Genomic DNA, 17,780 nt, shown 5'->3' with positions numbered 1-17,780 from the left:
CCTAAGGATCGGTTCTAATGTCGGATTTTCCCTGGCCAGGGACATCGGCCGAACGGATGAAGGAGCCCTCCGCCGGGCTGGAATTTCGATCTGGCAACGCATTGCCCGGCAGAAACGAAAAAGGCCGGAAGGGGATCCGGCCTGTTCGCAACTGCTTGATTCCCTGGGAGGAAACTGGAGCGGGTGAAGCGATTCGAACGCTCGACCCCAACCTTGGCAAGGTTGTGCTCTACCCCTGAGCTACACCCGCTCGCGCGGCTTTTGGGCCGCAAGCCGCGCCTATATGGCTGAAGAGCGCGGCGATTGCAACAGGGAAATCGCAGGCTTTTTCGGCTACGCCCGGCGACGCAAACAGGGCCTTCGCAGCGGTGACGGTGTTCTTGTATGCATGTCGTTATCGCAAAACCGCTACACACTTTTGCGCGACATGCATTGACAGTATCATCGTCTCCCGGCGCAACGGTCTTGTCTCGACGGCGCCATTGGCCGTAAACGGCGTGACCGGAACCGCGTCGACAGGATGCCTGATGCCGAAAACCGAAGCAGAGCTTTTCGCCTTTCTCGCCGATCTCGGGATTGACGTCTCCACGCGGCGCCATCCGCCGCTGTTCACCGTCGCCGATTCGCAAGCGTTGCGCGGGGAAATCGCCGGCGGCCACACCAAGAACCTGTTCCTCAAGGACAAGAAGGACAATTTCTTCCTGGTCAGCGTCGGCGAGGAGGCGGTGGTCGACCTGAAGCAGATCCATCAGGTGATCGGCGCCGCCGGCCGCGTCTCCTTCGGCAGACCGGAGATGCTGATGGAGCTGCTCGGTGTCGTTCCGGGCGCGGTCACAGTTTTCGGTCTGATCAACGATACCGGGCAAAGGGTCAAAGTGGTTCTCGACCAGGCGTTGATGGGCCATGCGATGATCAACGCCCATCCGCTGACCAATGAGGCAACGACGTCGATTGCCGCCGCCGACCTCGTCAGATTCGTCGAGGCAACCGGGCATGATGCTGCTATCTTGAAAGTCTCGGCATAAGCGCCACATGGATGGCGGAAAAGCCGGGATGGCTGAAAAACCGACTTCTGGAGAAAGACGTTGCACCAGGCCGAAGCCGGCGGCGCGACCGAAAGGGCGATGAGATGAGCGATAACAATCCATTTGGCGGCCAATTCGGCAGCAATGGCGGTCAGTATGCCACATCGGTGCAGTATGGCGGCACCGAGGCGGCGCCCGCGAAAGCAGCACTTGGCGAGGCGCCGGCAGATGTCATCAAGGACACCACGACCGCTACATTCGCCGCCGACGTCATCCAGGAATCGCGCCGTCAGCCGGTGCTGGTCGATTTCTGGGCGCCATGGTGCGGCCCCTGCAAGCAATTGACGCCGTTGCTGGAAAAGGCGGTCAAGGCGGCCGGCGGCAAGGTCAAGCTGGTCAAGATGAACATCGATGACCATCCGTCGATCGCCGGCCAGCTCGGCATCCAGTCGATACCGGCGGTCATCGCCTTCAAGGACGGCCAGCCCATCGACGGCTTCATGGGCGCCATTCCCGAGAGCCAGATCACCCAATTCATCGAGAAGGTTGGCGGCAAGAATGGCGGTGCGCCGCAAGTTGCCGAGGCGCTTGCGGCGGCGGCCGAGGCGCGCGAGGCCGGTGACGCGCAGACCGCGGCCGACATCTACGATGCGATCCTGGAGCAGGCGCCGGAAACGATCGAGGCGCTCGCCGGGTTGGCCGATCTTTTGTTCGAGGGCGGCGATGCCGAGGGCGCGGAAGCCGTGCTGGCGCGGGCGCCGGAGGCAAAGAAGGATGCCCCGCCGCTCGCCGCGGTGCGCGCCAAGATGGCGCTTGCCGCGCAGGCGTCAGCGCTTGGCAATCCGGCCGAGTTCGAGCGGCGCCTGGCCGACAATCCAGGCGACCACCAGGCACGGTTCGATCTTGCCATGATCCAGAACGCCCGGGGCGAGCGCATGGCGGCGGCCGACAATCTGCTGGCGATCGTCAAGGCGGACCGTTCGTGGAACGACGATGGCGCCAGGAACCAGTTGCTGCAATTCTTCGAGGCCTGGGGGATGACCGACGAGGCGACGCTGTCGGCGCGGCGCAAATTGTCGTCACTGTTGTTTTCCTGAGCCGGCGCTGTTTTTGACCGTTGGCCTTGCGGCCGGCGACGGCTGCGCCAGATAGCACCGATAGGTCAGGCCGATGGTCCGTTTCGTTTTCCCGACGACAGGCTCGCGCGTGTCGGGTGGGGGGCGTTACGGGTTTGATGCGCTTTACGCACTTTTGCGCAACATGCATTGGAAGCGTCGGGAGGATTGAGGTGCAAGCGGGAAACGCGCATTACCGGCTGGGCACGGATCTGCCGTCGACGATCCCGATCTTTCCGATCGAAGGCGCGCTGCTGCTGCCGGGAGGCCGCATGCCGCTCAACATCTTCGAGCCGCGCTACCTGCAGATGGTGGACGAGGCGATCGCCGGGCCGCGGCTGATCGGCATGATCCAGCCCAGCCTCGACGGGGCGCTGCGTGCCCATGGCGAGCCCGAACTCTGCAATGTCGGCTGCGCCGGGCGCATCATCGCGCTCTCCGAGAGCGGCGACGGCCGCTATCTGATTTCGCTGCAAGGCGTGTGCCGGTTTCGCATCGTGCATGAACTGTCCGTCAAGACACCGTTTCGCCAGTGCCGTTTCGCGCCCTTTCTCACCGACCTGGACGAAGACCAGGCGGAGGCCGGGATCGACCGGCCGGCGCTGCTGAGGGCGTTCCGGGCCTATTTGCAGGCCAATGATCTGGAAGCCGACTGGGAAAGCGTCAGCCGTGCGGAAAACGCCATGCTGGTCAATGCGCTGTCGATGATGGCGCCCTATGGACCGGCCGAGAAACAGGCGCTGCTCGAAGCGGCGGATCTGAAGACGCGCGCCGAAACGCTGATCGCCATCACCGAAATGGCGCTGGCGCGAGAGAACGAGGATTTCGGTTCGAGTTTGCAGTAAGGAAGAACTGTCCTTCTCCCCTTGTGGGAGAAGGGAGGGCCGCTCAAACTAGCGATTGCCCTGGAGAAGGATGGATCGGATGGCGACGGATGGGCGTGACGGCAAGAAGATCGATGTCGATCCCAGGCTGCTGGAATTGCTGGCCTGCCCGCTGACCAAGGGTCCGCTGGCCTGGGATCCGGAACGCGGCGAGCTCATCTCGAGGGTAGCCAAGCTTGCCTATCCGGTGCGCGACGGCATCCCGATCATGCTGCCCTCGGAAGCGCGGGCGATCTCGGCCGAGGATGTGCTGTCCCCGCCTCCGCCGCGCCTGGGTGGACCGGGTTGAACACATCGGGTCGGCGCTGTCCCGCCGACATCTCGCAGGATTGCGCCATGTATCATTGAAAATTGCGCCCCCTGGGCATGACCCTTTCCGCCTTCCCCGACAGCGTTGCAATCTCCCGCCGGTCGTTTTGCACGACAGGTGCGTTTTCCTCCAGCAGCGTTGCCAGCCAGGGCGTCAGATCCTCGATCTTCTCGGCGACGATATGGATGACGTCGGATTCCGACTGCAACTTGCCGGTGACCTTTACGAAGCGCGCGCCCATGACAATGGGCCGGTAGCGGGTAAAGGTCCGTTCCCAGAAAATGACGTTGGCGACCGCCTGCTCGTCCTCCAGCGTCAGGAAGATCGCATTGCCCTTGCCCGGGCGCTGGCGCACGAGCACCAGGCCGGCGACCGAGACCCGCCTGCCATCCCGAACCGAAGGCAGGCGCGCATTGGGCGTCACTCCGATCCGATCGAGCCGTTCACGCAGGAAGGCGACGGGATGGGCCTTCAGCGACAGGCCGAGCGAGCGGTAGTCATGGATGACATGCTCGCCGAGCGGCATTTTCGGCAGCCTGGTCTCGGGCTCGAGATCGCGCAGTCGGATATGCTTCTGGTCGAACAGCGGCAGCATCTCGGCGGCGCTCTTGCCATCGAGCGCGCGGACCGCCCACAGGGCCGCGCGACGGTCGAGGCCGATCGAGCGGAAGGCGTCCGCCTGCGCCAGTTTCTCGATCTCGTCGACGTCGAGGCCCGAGCGCAGCCAGACATCCCTGACGGTTTCGTAACCTTCGCCGCGTCTCGCTACGAATGTGTCCATGCGATCCTTGGAAAGCCCCTTGGTCTGGCGGAAACCCAGCCGCACGGCATGATTGGTCCGTATGACACCACGCATTTCGGCATGGCGGGCGAGGGTGCGGGCCGGATCGAAGGCGGATGCCTCCAGGGCGCAGTCCCAGCCGGAGAAATTGACGTCGGCCTCGCGGATGTCGACGCCATGGTCGCGCGCGTCGCGGACGAGCTGGGCCGGCTGGTAGAACCCCATCGGCTGCGAATTCAGGATCGCGGCGCAGAACACATCCGGGTAGAAGGTCTTGAACCAGCAGGAGGCATAGACCAGCAGAGCGAAGGAGGCTGCGTGGCTTTCGGGAAAGCCGTATTCGCCAAACCCTTCGATCTGCTTGAAGCAGCGCTCGGCGAAGTCCTTCTCGTAACCCCTGCCGACCATGCCGTCGATCATGCGCTGGCGGTAATTTCCGATCGTGCCGGTGCGCTTGAAGGTGGCCATGGCGCGACGCAATTCATCGGCCTCGCCCGGCCGGAAGCCGCCGGCGACGATGGCGATCTTCATCGCCTGTTCCTGGAACAGGGGAACGCCCAGCGTCTTGCCGAGGATCTTTTCCAGCTCCGGCTTGGGGTATTCGGGTTTCTCCTTGCCCTGCCGGCGGCGCAGATAGGGATGCACCATGTCGCCCTGGATCGGGCCCGGCCGCACGATCGCCACCTCGATGACGAGATCGTAGAAGGTGCGCGGCTTCAAGCGCGGCAGCATCGACATCTGGGCGCGGGATTCGATCTGGAAGACGCCGAGCGTGTCGGCGCGGCAGATCATGTCGTAGACCCTTTCGTCCCTCTCCGGCAGTGTCGCCAGCCCCAGCGGACGCTCATACTCGTCCCGGACATCGTAGTGGCTGTGCAGAAGGGTGAAGGCGCGCTTCAGGCAGGTCAGCATGCCGAGCGCCAGCACGTCGACCTTGAGGATCTTCACCGCGTCGAGATCGTCCTTGTCCCACTCGACCATCTTGCGCTCGTCCATCGCCGTCTTGACGATGGGCACGATCTCGTCGAGCCGGTCCCTGGTGATGACGAAGCCGCCGACATGCTGGGACAGATGCCGGGGAAAGCCCATGATCTCGTTGGCACGTTCGATCACCTGCCTTGCCAGCGGGTCGGTGCGGTCGATGCCGCCGGCGTGGGCCTCCTTCTCGCCGAGCTCCGAGGTCGACCAGCCCCAGATCGAGCTGGACAGTGCGCTGCGGACATCCTCGGACAGGCCCATCGCCTTGGCCACTTCGCGCAGCGCCGAGCGGCCGCGATAGCTGATGACGGCAGCCGCCAGCGCGGTGCGCTTGGCGCTGTATTTCGTATAGATATACTGGATCACCTCCTCGCGCCGCTCATGCTCGAAGTCGACATCGATGTCGGGCGGCTCGTTCCTTTCCTCGGAAATGAAACGCTCGAACAGCGTGTCGATCCTGTCGGGGCCGACTTCGGTGATGCCGATGCAGAAGCAGACGATCGAATTGGCGGCGGAGCCGCGCCCCTGGCAGAGAATGTCCTGGCTGCGGGCGAATTTGACGATGTCATGGACGGTCAGGAAATAGCGCGCGTAGTTCAGGCGCTCGATCAAGGCGAGCTCTTCGCTGATGCGCTGCATTACGGAAGCGGGGACGCCCGCCGGATAGCGCGTGGCGGCCCCCTCCCTGGCCAATCGTTCGAGCTCGGCCTGTGGCCCGAGGCCCGATTCCGTCGGCTCGTCGGGATAATTGTACTGGAGGTCGCTGAGCGAGAAGGTCAGTTCGCCGGCAAAGCGCAGCGTCTCCGCCAGCGCCCGCGGATGCCTGTGGAACAGGCGGGCCATCTCGACCGGCGGCTTCAGATGACGCTCGGCATTGGCCGCCAGCTCCAGCCCGACCTCGCCGACAGGCATATTGAGGCGGATCGCCGTCAGCACGTCCTGCAGCGGCCGCCGCTCGGCGCTGTGATAGAGAATGTCGTTGGTCGCCATCAGCGGAATGCCTGATGCCTCGGCCATCGCCGCCGCCTGCTCGATGCGGAAGCGGTCATTGCCGCGATAATCCGGCGCAACGGCAAGCCGCAGGTTCCCGCCGAAGCGATCCCGAAGCTGGCTAAGCAATGCGAGACGGTCCTCCGCGCCTGCCGTCAATTCGGGCAGGACGGCCAGCGACAGCAGATCGCCCCATTCGAGAAGGTCGCTTCGCTTCAAAAGGGCGGCGCCCTTCTCGTTTTCGTCGCGCAGATTGGCTTGCGTCAGCATGCGGCAGAGGTGACCCCAGCCCTTGCGGTCCTGCGGATAGGCGAGAATATCAGGCGTGCCGTCGCAAAAAACCAGGCGGCAGCCGGGATGGTAAGGCAGCTTCTCGACCCTGGCCTGCTGCCAGGCGCGCACGACGCCGGCCACCGTGTTGCGGTCGGCAAGGCCGATCGACGCGAAGCCGAGGAACTTGGCCGCGACCACCAGTTCTTCCGGCTTGGAGGCGCCGCGCAGGAAGGAGAAATTCGACTGGATGCCGAATTCGGCATAGGGAACGACGGTCAGCGCGTTCATGCGAAAACCCCATGCATGAACCAGCGCGGCGAAGCCTGCGAGGCGCCGTAAAGGCCCTGGCGGTAGAGCCAGTAGCGGCGGCCGTCGCTGTCCTCGATGCGGAAATAATCCCGGGTCGGTGCGTCTTCGCCGCCCTGCCCCCGCCACCATTCCGGCGCGATGCGTTCGGGCCCTTCGGCGCGCGCGACGCGATACAAGGCCCGCCGCCAGCGAAAATTCATCGGCGGTCCCTCAGGCATTTCGGTAGCCGGCACCTCGATCGGCTCGGGCGAACGGAACAGCCGGATCGGGCGTTCCCGTGGGTAGATCGTGGCCGGCGGATAGATCGTCATGGGCGGATTTCTGACCGGCCTCCTCGGCGGCGAGGTCCTTTGCGGGACTTCCGAGAAAGGCACAGTGGCGACGGCGCGCTCCGGCAGATGGCTTTCGACAGTGACCGATCGCAAAACCGCGCCTTCGCCGAGGCGGGCGCGGATGCGGTCGGCGAACAGCGCGATATCGGCGTCGCAATCATCCGTCTCGCCGGTCAGATCCGCCTGCTGCATGTCGAAGGCGGCGGCCGACAGCACCGAGAGACGCACGAGGTCGAAGCCATAGCCGGCATCGATATCCTGTTCGAGCGCGGCCAGCCTTTCGTGGAACAATTTCTGGATCAGCAGCGGTTCGCGCAGGGGACGCGAGGTGCCGACAGCGATGCGGCTGACGGCGCCGTCGACGCGGAAAAGCAGCAGCGCCAGCCGTCTCGCGCCCTCGCCGCGACGCTCGAGATCGGCCTTCAACGTCGTCGCCAGCAGGCTCACCAGCCGCTCTATGTCGTCGGTCAGCATGATGGGTTCGGCGAGGTGGCGTTCGACCGAAAGCGGCGCCACCGGCAGGCGCGGCGAGACGGCCTCGTCGAGACGGCCAAGCGCCTGGTCGAGGCGCAAGAGCAGGGTTGCGCCGAAGCGGCGGGCAAGCGGGGCGCGGGGTGCGGCCATGACGGCGCCCGCCGTGCGCAGGCCGACGCTTTCCAGGCTGGCGCGGATTTCGGGCTCGATGCGAAGTGCGGCCAGCGGCAGGGGGACCAGAAGCGCCTCCTCCTCGCCGCTCTGGACGATGTGGTCGCCGGCGAACCGCGCCGCCGCCCAGGCGGCGCCCGGCGTGGCGGCAAGGCCGGCACGGACGTCAAAACCCTGATGGAAAAAGCGCGACAGTATGTCGTCCAGCATCGCGCGTTCGCCGCCGAACAGATGGGTGCAGCCGGTGACGTCGAGGAACAGGCCGTCGATCCCGTCGATCGCCACCAGCGGGGTGTAGCGGTCGCACCAGTCGGCAAGGCCTTCAAGCAGGCGGCGGTCAGCCTCCGGATCGGCCTCGACGATTTCGATCGAGGGATGCATGGCGCGGGCATCGGCAATGCCCATGCCACGCTTCAGGTGAAGCGCCTCAGCCCGCTCGTCGAGGGCCGATATGCGCTGGGCGTTGCGGTCGCGATGGCTGATCACGAGCGGTGGGTGAGATGGCGGCAGGTGATCCGACGGCCGCGAACGCCAGGACCGCCCCAGACGCTGGCGCAGGATCCTTTCGGCGGCGAGATGCGGGAACCACAGGGACAGGATTCTTTGCCCCCCCGGCCCTTCTTTGCTCGAAAACATGCTCATCGGGGTTCCACTCCAGTGTGAATTGGCCAGGCAAGGCGGTGCGGCTCTTGCCAATGCTGACGGTGAAGGCAGGCCGGCCGATCGAACCGGCGAGCGGCCCGGCGATCGTCGCGCGGCTTGCGGAAGACGCCGCCGATACAATGAGGCGCACGGGTGCCGCCGTCGGTTCGGCCTCGCCGGCCTGGCGCAGCAGGAACACCGGCCGGCCGGCATTTTGTGCCCGGGCGTGCAGGCGCCGCGTCGCGGTGAGGTCGAGCCGCTGCGGGCTGCCGCGGATTTCAAGGATGACGGCGGCGAGCGCCGTCATCCGGGCGGCCTCCTCGGCGACCCACAAAGCATCGACAAGCCTCGGCGCCTCGGAAAACAGCAATTCTCCGGGTTCGATGCCGAACAGGCCATGAAGCCCCCTGGCATAGGGAAAGCCGGCCTCGCGAAAAATCTCCGATGTGCCGATCCAGAGAACGGGCAATCGAGGCTGTTGCTGCTTCAGGATCAGGCTGACAAGCGCAAGGGCAAAGCCGGCGACGGCTCCGGCATCGCGGGTTTCAGTGCCATGGATCTCGGTCAGTGCCGCTTTCGGCAGGCCGCCGCCGAGCGCGGCATCGAGAGGCTCGGCGCCGGTGCGCAGGAAGGCATCGGACGGCACCACGGCAAGACCGCGCCGGACAATGGTCAGGTTCCGGGAGGTGACATCGGCATCAGGCGGCGAGCCAGCCGGGGCCGTGCCGGCCGGCGCCTGCAGGCGGTCGGGCAGCGTTCCCTCGATCTTCGCGATCTGGCGGCGCAGGGCAAAAACAGTCTCCCGCGCCACGGCGGTCATCGCCATGACGGTCAGCTTCCACTCACAATTGTTCCTGTTATGTTCTTATAGATTCCAGAGGGCGACTGAAGAGTCAAGCGGAGTCATGGGGAATTTATTCCCAATTATATACTTGACGTACCAGAGGAAAAAATGCCTAGTGATTCGCGACAGGCCGGCATCGATGAGCAGCTATTGTTTAACGCGCTTCTTTCGCGCAGCCTTGGTCTTGTGGTAGCGCGGGGCGGTCGCTAGGCGGCAGCGCAGGGAGAAGATTTTTGGCCGAGAGAAAACGGAACAGTTCTATTCCCGCTTGGTAAATGAAGTCCGCGTCCTCCCGTAGCTTGGGTAGTGGCATTGGGATGACATCGGCGCGAACGGTACCTCTTGCGCTTGTCTTAACGACAAAGACTTCGCGGGTGTGTGCATCAATGCACCAAAGATTGTGTGTGATGTTGTTCCGCTTATCTGCGGCTTGCTTGATGACAGATATCAGTTCGTCGAGCCTGTCTAAATCGTCCAAATCGTCCAGTTTGATTTCCGCGACAGACTTTAAGACATCCTCCCTTAGGGGTGCTGTCATGTGGCTGGTGACAGCCCATCCAAGTTCAGCATCAACGCCAAGGCATCCGGCAATCGCCATTTGCAGATGGTCTTCGGTCTGCGCATAGGCGGCACAGGCGAGCCCAATTGTCTGAAGGTGACGAAGCGGTATATTCTTCGGATCAAAATCCAGATTGCGGAAATGGTCGTCTTCCATGCCAGAACCCCTCAAAGACAAAGACCAGGAAAAGGGCGACGAGGTATTACGCCGCTTGCTGAAAACCCCTCCCGATCATAGGACCGGGAAGGGCAAGCAGCCTGTAGCTCCAGACGGATCTAAGGACAGTGAGGGAGAGCCAGCAGGTTGTTCGGCTCAACGCCATCCGGCTCGGTCTTGAGATACTTCCTTCCGTTCGGACGCTGACGGACGACAACCCATACCGATTCACCGGTTGGCGCTACCGTCCAGTATTTTTCATTTTCATTTTCGATGTTGTTTATGAGCGTATCAATGTCTCGATACCAGCCGCTCGGGCCGCCGAGCCCTTGCATTCGGCGGTCCTTGTCGGCGTTATCGGGTTTATGGCATGTGACTTGGAATGTACCGGTCATAGGTATTTTTCCTGTGTGTGGCCACAGGACGGCTTGACGGATTCACCGGTAGGTTTAGTTTGGTGATCGTTCTCATGTGCCTAGCCGTCCTGTGGCTTGGTTGCATTGACGGCGGCGAACTTCCGATTCGCCGCCGTTTGCATTCGAACGTAAAGAGAACGGACTTAGCAAGTCCTAATGTTTGCTAACACCCAGTATTCACAGGGACTTTTTCTTTCGCTTCCGTAACAATTTACGGGCTTTCTGCTTAAGCGTGATCGGCTTCACCAATCCGCCGATAGATAAGGCGCTTGTCGCGGGCATTGCGAAGCAAGTCTTCCGAGCGTTCCGTATCCGAAACGTTCAAGGCAGTGCGGCGGTTATAGCGGAAATCGAACTCGGCAAGATAGCGATGCAAGTGAGCTTCGCCGCAATGCTGATAGACGCCGACCATGCCACGCTTGAAGACCGAGAACACGCTTTCGATGGTATTGGTGTGGGTGTCGCCGCGCGCATATTCGCGGGCGGAATGCTTCACAGTGTCATGCTTGGCGAACTCTTTGCCCGTAACCGGATAGAGCGCGCTTTCGTCGGTGTAGAGCGTCGATTGACGGTCGGCGTTGCGCACCAAGATATCGCGCACAGCGGCCTTGGTGGCGTGCTGGACATGGAACATACGGGCTTTGCCGCCGCGCTCCACCAGACCGATGACGGCGTTCTTCATGGGCTTCTTGCGCTTGAGATAGGGCTGGCCACGGCGAAGCGGGGAAACGTAGCCATCTTCGCGGCGGCCATAATATGTTTCGTCGGCTTCAATTGTCTTGCCTTCACCGCCAAGCGGGCCGTTCGACTTAACATCTTCCTTCATTGCTTCGCGGATGCGATGCGCCATAAACCAAGCGGTCTTGTAGGTGACGCCAAGCATACGGTGCAGTTGGTGAGCGCTCATGCCTTTCTTGGATGAGGCATAGAGATGCGAAGCCAGCACCCACTTGTGCAGGCCGATCTTGGAGCGTTCGAAGACGGTGCCGACAGTGACCGAGAACGGCGCGCGGCATTCGTTGCATTTATAGACGCCGGGGCGCGTGGACTTGCCCGCCAGCTTGGTAATGCGCTCTGGATTGGCGTTGCCGCAATGAGGGCAGAACGGGCCGTGGGGCCAATGGATAGCCTCCAAATGCTCGCGAGCCTTGTCGGCGTCGTGGTAAATTGCGGCGGTAAGATCGACCATTGCGGTAACTCCTTGGATTCGTTATCGCAAAATCCGCGTGGTACGTCAAGTATATAATTGGGAATTTATTCCTGTCCTGCGCCTGCCCACGGAGCGTCCCGGCCATTTGCCTCGCCCGGCGCGAAAGCTTATATGCCCGGGAAAGGACAAAGCATGGCCCGCATCTACAAGACCCGCACCTGGCACGCCGAGCTTTCGCCGTCGATGGAGGAAATCGAGTTCCTGGCGCTGGAGGCCTATGCCCATCTGCCGGAGGATTTCCGCAAGCTGACCGGCGAGATCGTCATCCAGATCGCCGAATTTCCGACCGACGAGATCATGGACGATCTGTCGCTGGAAACGCCGTTCGACCTGCTCGGCCTGTTCGAGGGGCGCGGCATCGCCGAGCGCTGGAACCCGCAGACCGGCGAGGGGCCGAACCGCATCACGCTCTACCGCCGCGCCATCCTCGATTATTGGTCGGAGAACGAGGAGACGCTGGGCGACATCGTCACCCATGTGCTGATCCACGAGATCGGCCACCATTTCGGCCTGTCGGACGACGATATGGAGAAGATCGAAGAGGCGGCGGAGTGATGGCTGCCTGAGTGCCGCGCACAGCCGCGGTCTGGAACGGGCGTCTCATTCCTTCCCACCCCCTCTGTCCTGCCGGACATCTCCCCCGCAACGGGGGAGATCGGCAGCTTCGGCGACGGCGTCAACTTCCGCGGCCTCACGCCAGCTCGACGGTCCGCCCCAGCTCGATGCTCTGCTCGGCGGCAAGCACGATGCGCAGGCTGTTGACGGCGGCATCCATCTGCTCGGTGAGGTCGAGATCCTCGCGGATGGCGCGCAGGAAGAACGCCTGCTCGCGGTCGCAAAGCTCCTGGTGACCGGGTTCGTCCTCCATGCTGACGATCTCGTCCGGCTTCTTGAAGTTCTTGTCGCCGTCGACCTGCGCATAATGGATCTTCAGCGCATCGGTCTTGGTGTGGCGGTCGATATCGGCGGAGTTCGAGACTTCGGCGGTGTCGGCCGCGCTGCCTGCCGTCTGGCCGGCGACGATCGAGACCGCGCCCTTGGGGCCGACCACATCCTTCACGAAATAGGCCGTCTCGCTCATCATCGGGCCCCAGCCGGCTTCGTACCAGCCGACCGAACCGTCATCGAAGGTGACATGCAGGTGGCCGTAATTCTGCTTGTCGGCTTCCGCCCACAATTTGGCGCCGATACCATGCACGCGCACCGGCCTGGCGCCGGTCAGCTGGCACATGACGTCGACATAGTGCACGCCGCAATCGACGATCGGGATCAGCGAATCGATCAGGTTCTTGTGCCAGTGCCAGGCGCTGCCGCTGCTCTGCTGGTTGAGGTTGAGGCGCATGACCAGCGGCTTGCCGAGCGTCTTGCCGACCTCGATGAACTTGATCCATGAGGGATGCACGCGCAGGATATAGCCGAGCACCAGCTTGCGGTTTTTCGCCCGCGCCGCGGCGACCACCTTCTCGGCGTCCTCGATATTGGTGGCGAGCGGCTTTTCCATGAACACATGGCAATTGGCGGCGATCGCCTTCAGTGCGTATTCGGCATGCGTATTCGGCCAGCTGTTGATGGAGACGGCATCCGGCTTTGTCTCCTTCAGCGCCTGGTCGAAATCCTCGTAAAGCGGGTAGCCGGCGAGTTCGGCCGGGATTTTCTTGTTGCTCTTGATCGAGCGGCTCATGATGCCGACGATCTCGAAGCCGTCAGAGCGATGGTAGGCGCTGGCATGCGACGCGCCCATATTGCCCAGCCCAACCACCAGTATTTTGACCCTGTCGGCCATGTCAGCCTCCCTAATTTCTTGATTCAATCATTGGCAGTGATCGATCGCCGCTCGTGTGTCTATCCGGGACAACCACCTTAGGTCAGCGCCGCCGCTCATTACCCGGCCCCTTCCTCTCCCCCGTCGATCGGGGGAGAGGTGTCGAGCGAAGCTCGACGGAGGGGGGGTCGACCTTCGCCGCGCGCCTGAGGTTTCTTGCTCGCCAGATTGTGCCTGTCTTGCAGCGATTACGCGTTTGGCGAACGCCTTCCCCCACTCCGTCGCCGCTTCGCGGCGCCACCTCTCCCCCCTCCGGAGGGAGAGGAAAGGAGCCAAGGCAGGGCAATGAACAGCATGACCTCTTTCTGCACCCTTATTTCACCGCCGAGTCGAACAGATGCGCCTTGATCTTCTCGACATCGAGCGCGGCAAAGCCTTCCGACAGTTTGTAGCCATCGGCATCGGCCTTGACCTTGGCCTTGTCGAAGGTATTGGCCGGCCCGATCAGGTCGTTGGTGCAGACATCCTCGGCCTTCACCGGATTGGTGATCTGGCCGATCTTGTGGATCTCATCGAAGAAACCCTGCCAGCTCGCCATGTCGTGCGAACCCCAGCCGCCACGCTTGTCCATGTCGCCGCGGAAGACGTTGATCTGCTGCAGGATCGAGGTGGTGCCGAGTTCCGGCCCGAGATTCTTGGCCAATGTCGGGAATTGCTCGAACACCGCTTCGACGGCGGCACGCGGATTCTGGTAGCCGAATTCCAGACCCATCGCCCAGCCGCGCAGGTACTTTTCCAGGAACGCCTTGCGGTCCGGATCCTCGAGATCGACGGTGCGCACGACGAAGGTGTTGGCCGGCAGTTTCGAGTTCCGCACGCCGAGCCAGTATTCGAAGTCGAGCCCCTTGGCGATCCATTCGGCGCGCAAGCCCTCCCATGACAAGGCGGCATCGCCCTGGCCGCCGGCAAGCGCGGTGCCCCAGGTCGGCCAGCCGGCTTCGACATACTTGACCTTCTTGATGTCGACGCCTTGCGCCGCAAGCAGCGGGTCGGTGATCGACTGCCAGGCGGCGGAGCCGAGCAGGATGGTCTTGCCTTCGAGCGTCTTCAGGTCGTTCGTGCCCTCGCCCTTGCGGAAGGCGATGCTGAACGTGTCGCGCGCGCCCATGTGGAACACGGATTTCAGCTTCATGCCGTTCTGGATGGCGAAGGAAAACACGCCGGGCGAAGGAAAGCCCATATCGGCCTGGCCGACATCGACGAACTTCACCGTCGCCGTGCCGTCCGACGGCCCCGGCTGCATGTCGGTGTCGAGGTCGCCGAAATAGCCGGCTTTCTTGGCCGCCCAATAGGGATAGTCGTCGAGCACTTCGAGCGTGCCGCGCGGCGAGATCCAGGTGAATTTTCCATAGGCCTCGGCCTTGGCCCTGAGGCCGGAAGCACCGAGCGCGGTCGCCGTCACCAGGCCGGCGCCGGTCACCTGCAGGAAAGTGCGGCGGCTGATCCCCGCGCTATGGCTGATCGAACTTTCTTTGGTCATGGCATTCCCCTTTTTGTTGATTGATGGTCGCTTGCCTCCACCCGCCTCCCGGGCGCCGTCACTGTCAGTTTCTCACGCCTCCCAGCTCGCCCATTTCTTGCCGATCAGGAAGAACAGCACGTAGATCAGGATGCCGAGCGTCGAGAGGATCAGCACCACCGCGAAGAATTGCGGCATCTGGATCATCGACGAATAGGTGGTCAACCGGTTGCCGAGGCCGAAGCCGCCGCCGACCATCTCGGCGCCGACCGCGGTCAGCAGCCCGAAGATCGCGCCGATCATCAGCCCGACCAGGATCATCGGCAGCGCCATCGGCGCGCGGATCTTCCAGAAGATCTGCAAGGTGCTGGCGCCATAGGAGCGCGCCAGCGCGATCTTGGCGCTGTCGACGCGGCGAAAGCCGGTGGCGGCATTGATCATCACCATCGGCCCCGCGGCAAGCGCCACCGCGATGATGCGCGGCGTGTAGCCGAAGCCGAAACGCAGGATCAAAAGCGGCACCAGCGCCAGCATCGGCGTGGTGACCAGGAGCAGGATGTAGGGCGCGACGATCTTCTCGGCGAAGGGGAACTGCGTGATCACGGCCGCCAGCACCAGCCCGATGACCGCGCCGATGGCAAAGCCGGATATCAGTTCGACCAGCGTATAGCCGAGATGCGGCGCGATCAGCGGGAATTCGTCGAACAGCGCGTAGGCGATCGAGCTTGGCGGCGGCATGATGTAGAGCGGTACCTGGAACAGGCGCAGCGCCAGTTCGATGCCGCCGATGATGATCACGGCCACAATGAGGATGGCCGCCACCTCCTTGCCCGACCTGATGCCGGGACCGCTGGCAAAGGCAGAAAGATTGGTCAGGCTGACATCGTGCCCATCGCCGGCCTTGGCCTTCGAGAATTCCGGGATGGCGTCGCCTCCGCTCACGGCCTGATCCTCACGATTTCGGCGGTGGGCCGATCCGGCGCCTTCGGCCGGGAACGCTCGCCGACAATGTCCATCTTGATCTTGTTGGTGAGGTCGAAGACCTCCTTGGTCGCCATGATCTCCAGCGAGCGCGGGCGCGCGAACGGTACGCGGTATTCCTTGGCGACGCGGCCCGGCCGCGCGCTCAGCACCACCACCCGGTCGGAGAGGAAGATCGCCTCCTCGATGCTGTGGGTGATGAAGACGATGGTGGTCTTGGTGTCGAGCCAGATCTCCTCGACGAGCCGGTTCATCTCCTCGCGGGTAAAACTATCGAGCGCGCCGAACGGCTCGTCCATCAGCAGCACCGACGGTTTCAGCGCCAGCGCCCGCACGATCGCCGCACGCTGCTGCATGCCGCCCGACAGCTCGCGCGGAAACTTGCCGCCGAAGCCGTCGAGCCCGACGCGGTTGATGAGATGCGCGATCCAGGCTCGGTCCGGCTTTTCGCCCTTGATCTCGAACGGGAAATGGATGTTGGCGTCGAGATTGCGCCAGGGCAGGAGATTGGCTTCCTGGAAGACGATGCCGATATCGGGATGCGGACCGCTGATCTCCTTGCCGTCGAGCCGCACCCCGCCGCTGGTCAGCCGGTGCAGTCCGGACATCGACCACAGCAGCGTGGTCTTGCCGCAGCCGGACGGACCGACGATCGAAACGATCTCATTGGCGTGAACGTCGAGGCTGCAGCGGTCCAGCGCCAGAAGGTCGCCGGAAGCCGTGTAATAGACCTTGGTCGCGGCCTGCACGCCAAGCTTCGGGGTGGTTGCACTGCCCGCGTTCATGCGCCCCTCGGAGATTGCGCGATGAGCCAGTGGGTCATCGCGCCAAAATCAGTCTGTAACTATCCTACTTTGCTGTCAAGCGAAGAGCGGTACGTGACATGACTGTTTGCGCGATCGATCAGTATTATATTGTTTTTATTATATTTTCTGCTGCTTGAAAAGAATGTTGCTTTCCTACATACTCGTGAAAGGTGGCTCCGGCGGTCGGCAGGCAAGCGCAACATCCGCACCCCGCATTGCAGACGTGATGACCGCATGCAGACATGGTAGAGATTCCAGCTCCACGAACGGTTGGGGGAAGGCTCAATGACCGAAGCTGATGGGCGGACCTCAAGCGACGATCCCGGCGGGCGCGACCCCGACGAACGCGATCATGTCAGGCGCATCCCCGACATCATCTCGCTGATCAAGGATTCCTACGCCGAGCTGCGCCCGGCCGAGCGTCGCGTCGCCGATGTCGTGCTCGACGACGTCAGATACGCGGTCGATGCCTCCAACGCCGCACTTGCCCAGCGCGCCGGCGTCAGCGAACCGACGGTGACCCGCTTCTGCCGCGCCATCGGCTGCGACGGCGTGCGCGACTTCAAGCTGAAGCTGGCGCAGAGCCTCGTCGTCGGCGCCCTCTATCTGAGCAAGCCGCAGCCCACGAGCGCCGACAATGGCATGCCGTTCTGGAATGCCGTGTTCGGCGAGGCGCGCCAGGCGCTGCAGGAGGCCGAGCGGCAGCTCGATCCGGCGCAGCTCGTCAAGGCGGCCGAGCTCATCGCCAGGGCGCGCCAGGTCACCGTGTTCGGCCTCGGCGGCAGTTCGTCGGCGCTGGCGCAGGAAACCCAGTACCGGCTGTTCCGCTACGGCGTCACCGTCAGCGCCCAATGCGACCCCTATCTGATGCGGATGACCGCCTCGACCCTGAAGCCCGGCGATCTGGTGATCGCCATCTCGGCGACAGGGCGCACGCGCGAAGTGATCGAGGCGGTCGAACTCGCCAAGCACTACCGCGCCAATGCTATCGGCATCACCGCGCCCGACACCGACCTCGCGCGCGCCTGCGACGTCCGGCTGACGGTGGCGGTGCCGGAATATCCCGACACGCTGAAGCCGACAGCGTCGCGCTTCGCCTTCCTGGCGGCGATCGACCTGATGGCGGTGGCTTGCGCCTACAAGCTCGACGGCTCGGCCCGCGAAACGGTCCGCCGCATCAAATACAACGCCCAGATCCACAGGACAGGCAAGGAAATGGAACCGCTGGGGGATTGAGCGGCAC

16 protein-coding genes and 1 tRNA gene are annotated in these 17,780 nt (G+C 63.2%); 6 read left to right on the top strand and 11 right to left on the bottom strand.

The features are described from left to right. Window positions 1-175: 175 nt before the first annotated feature. Window positions 176-250, bottom strand: a tRNA-Gly gene (locus MESS2_RS06305). A 277-nt stretch (window positions 251-527) separates the two neighbouring features. On the opposite strand from MESS2_RS06305, the gene MESS2_RS06295 reads away from it, so the two are divergent. The 4 genes from MESS2_RS06295 (at window position 528) to MESS2_RS06280 (ending at window position 3,313) form a co-directional block, all read left to right on the top strand. After that, entirely contained in the window at window positions 528-1,025 is a 498-nt protein-coding gene (locus MESS2_RS06295) for a prolyl-tRNA synthetase associated domain-containing protein (protein ID WP_008873307.1), read from the top strand. Between the two features lie 104 nt (window positions 1,026-1,129). Continuing rightward, window positions 1,130-2,122 (top strand): thioredoxin, encoded by a 993-nt coding sequence (gene trxA, locus MESS2_RS06290; protein ID WP_008873306.1) that lies wholly within the window; start codon window positions 1,130-1,132, stop codon window positions 2,120-2,122. Window positions 2,123-2,313: 191 nt separating this feature from the next. Further along, window positions 2,314-2,985, top strand: coding sequence for an LON peptidase substrate-binding domain-containing protein (locus MESS2_RS06285; protein ID WP_008873305.1), 672 nt, complete (start codon window positions 2,314-2,316; stop codon window positions 2,983-2,985). Window positions 2,986-3,064: 79 nt separating this feature from the next. Then, window positions 3,065-3,313, top strand: a complete 249-nt coding sequence (locus MESS2_RS06280; protein ID WP_008873304.1) for a Trm112 family protein — start codon at window positions 3,065-3,067, stop codon at window positions 3,311-3,313. A gap of 52 nt (window positions 3,314-3,365) precedes the next feature. On the opposite strand, the gene MESS2_RS06275 is transcribed toward MESS2_RS06280, so the two are convergent. The 6 genes from MESS2_RS06275 to MESS2_RS06255 form a co-directional block, all read right to left on the bottom strand. Beyond that, window positions 3,366-6,644, bottom strand: coding sequence for an error-prone DNA polymerase (locus MESS2_RS06275; RefSeq protein ID WP_008873303.1), 3,279 nt, complete (start codon window positions 6,642-6,644; stop codon window positions 3,366-3,368). After that, on the bottom strand, window positions 6,641-8,128 hold the full coding sequence (locus MESS2_RS06270) for a DUF6504 family protein (protein ID WP_040592316.1): 1,488 nt from the start codon (window positions 8,126-8,128) through the stop codon (window positions 6,641-6,643). Before MESS2_RS06270 ends, MESS2_RS06275 begins: the two co-directional genes overlap by 4 nt. After that, on the bottom strand, window positions 8,070-9,110 hold the full coding sequence (locus MESS2_RS33205) for an ImuA family protein (RefSeq protein ID WP_008873301.1): 1,041 nt from the start codon (window positions 9,108-9,110) through the stop codon (window positions 8,070-8,072). The genes MESS2_RS06270 and MESS2_RS33205 overlap by 59 nt, the downstream gene beginning before the upstream one ends. 172 nt (window positions 9,111-9,282) lie before the next feature. After that, window positions 9,283-9,843: a hypothetical protein gene (locus tag MESS2_RS06260; protein WP_008873300.1), complete on the bottom strand. Its 561-nt coding sequence runs from the start codon at window positions 9,841-9,843 to the stop codon at window positions 9,283-9,285. Between the two features lie 119 nt (window positions 9,844-9,962). Next, window positions 9,963-10,238, bottom strand: a complete 276-nt coding sequence (locus MESS2_RS30675) for a DUF3892 domain-containing protein (RefSeq protein WP_008873299.1) — start codon at window positions 10,236-10,238, stop codon at window positions 9,963-9,965. Window positions 10,239-10,485: 247 nt separating this feature from the next. Beyond that, window positions 10,486-11,448: an IS1595 family transposase gene (locus MESS2_RS06255; RefSeq protein ID WP_008873296.1), complete on the bottom strand. Its 963-nt coding sequence runs from the start codon at window positions 11,446-11,448 to the stop codon at window positions 10,486-10,488. A gap of 153 nt (window positions 11,449-11,601) precedes the next feature. Between MESS2_RS06255 and MESS2_RS06250 the strand changes: the two genes are divergently transcribed. Then, a complete protein-coding gene (locus tag MESS2_RS06250) occupies window positions 11,602-12,024 on the top strand; it encodes a metallopeptidase family protein (protein WP_008873295.1) in 423 nt (140 codons plus the stop codon). 136 nt (window positions 12,025-12,160) lie between these two features. On the opposite strand, the gene MESS2_RS06245 is transcribed toward MESS2_RS06250, so the two are convergent. From MESS2_RS06245 to MESS2_RS06230, 4 genes are all read right to left on the bottom strand, one after another. Continuing rightward, complete coding sequence (locus tag MESS2_RS06245; protein ID WP_008873294.1) at window positions 12,161-13,252, bottom strand: Gfo/Idh/MocA family protein; 1,092 nt, start codon at window positions 13,250-13,252, stop codon at window positions 12,161-12,163. A gap of 352 nt (window positions 13,253-13,604) precedes the next feature. Then, the gene (locus MESS2_RS06240) at window positions 13,605-14,771 is read right to left on the bottom strand and encodes an ABC transporter substrate-binding protein (RefSeq protein ID WP_008873293.1); all 1,167 of its coding nucleotides are present in this window, start codon (window positions 14,769-14,771) and stop codon (window positions 13,605-13,607) included. A 72-nt stretch (window positions 14,772-14,843) separates the two neighbouring features. Further along, window positions 14,844-15,692 carry an ABC transporter permease gene (locus MESS2_RS06235; protein WP_008873292.1) on the bottom strand — a complete coding sequence of 283 codons (849 nt, stop codon included), beginning with the start codon at window positions 15,690-15,692 and terminating at the stop codon, window positions 14,844-14,846. Continuing rightward, window positions 15,689-16,516 (bottom strand): ABC transporter ATP-binding protein, encoded by an 828-nt coding sequence (locus tag MESS2_RS06230; protein WP_008873291.1) that lies wholly within the window; start codon window positions 16,514-16,516, stop codon window positions 15,689-15,691. Before MESS2_RS06230 ends, MESS2_RS06235 begins: the two co-directional genes overlap by 4 nt. A 306-nt stretch (window positions 16,517-16,822) precedes the next feature. Between MESS2_RS06230 and MESS2_RS06225 the strand changes: the two genes are divergently transcribed. Further along, on the top strand, window positions 16,823-17,773 hold the full coding sequence (locus MESS2_RS06225) for a MurR/RpiR family transcriptional regulator (RefSeq protein WP_008873289.1): 951 nt from the start codon (window positions 16,823-16,825) through the stop codon (window positions 17,771-17,773). The last annotated feature ends 7 nt before the right edge of the window (window positions 17,774-17,780 follow it).

This window comes from Mesorhizobium metallidurans STM 2683 (assembly GCF_000350085.1).
In the GTDB taxonomy this organism is placed as follows: Bacteria; Pseudomonadota; Alphaproteobacteria; order Rhizobiales; family Rhizobiaceae; genus Mesorhizobium; species Mesorhizobium metallidurans.
This window is presented reverse-complemented; position numbering and strand designations above follow the sequence as displayed.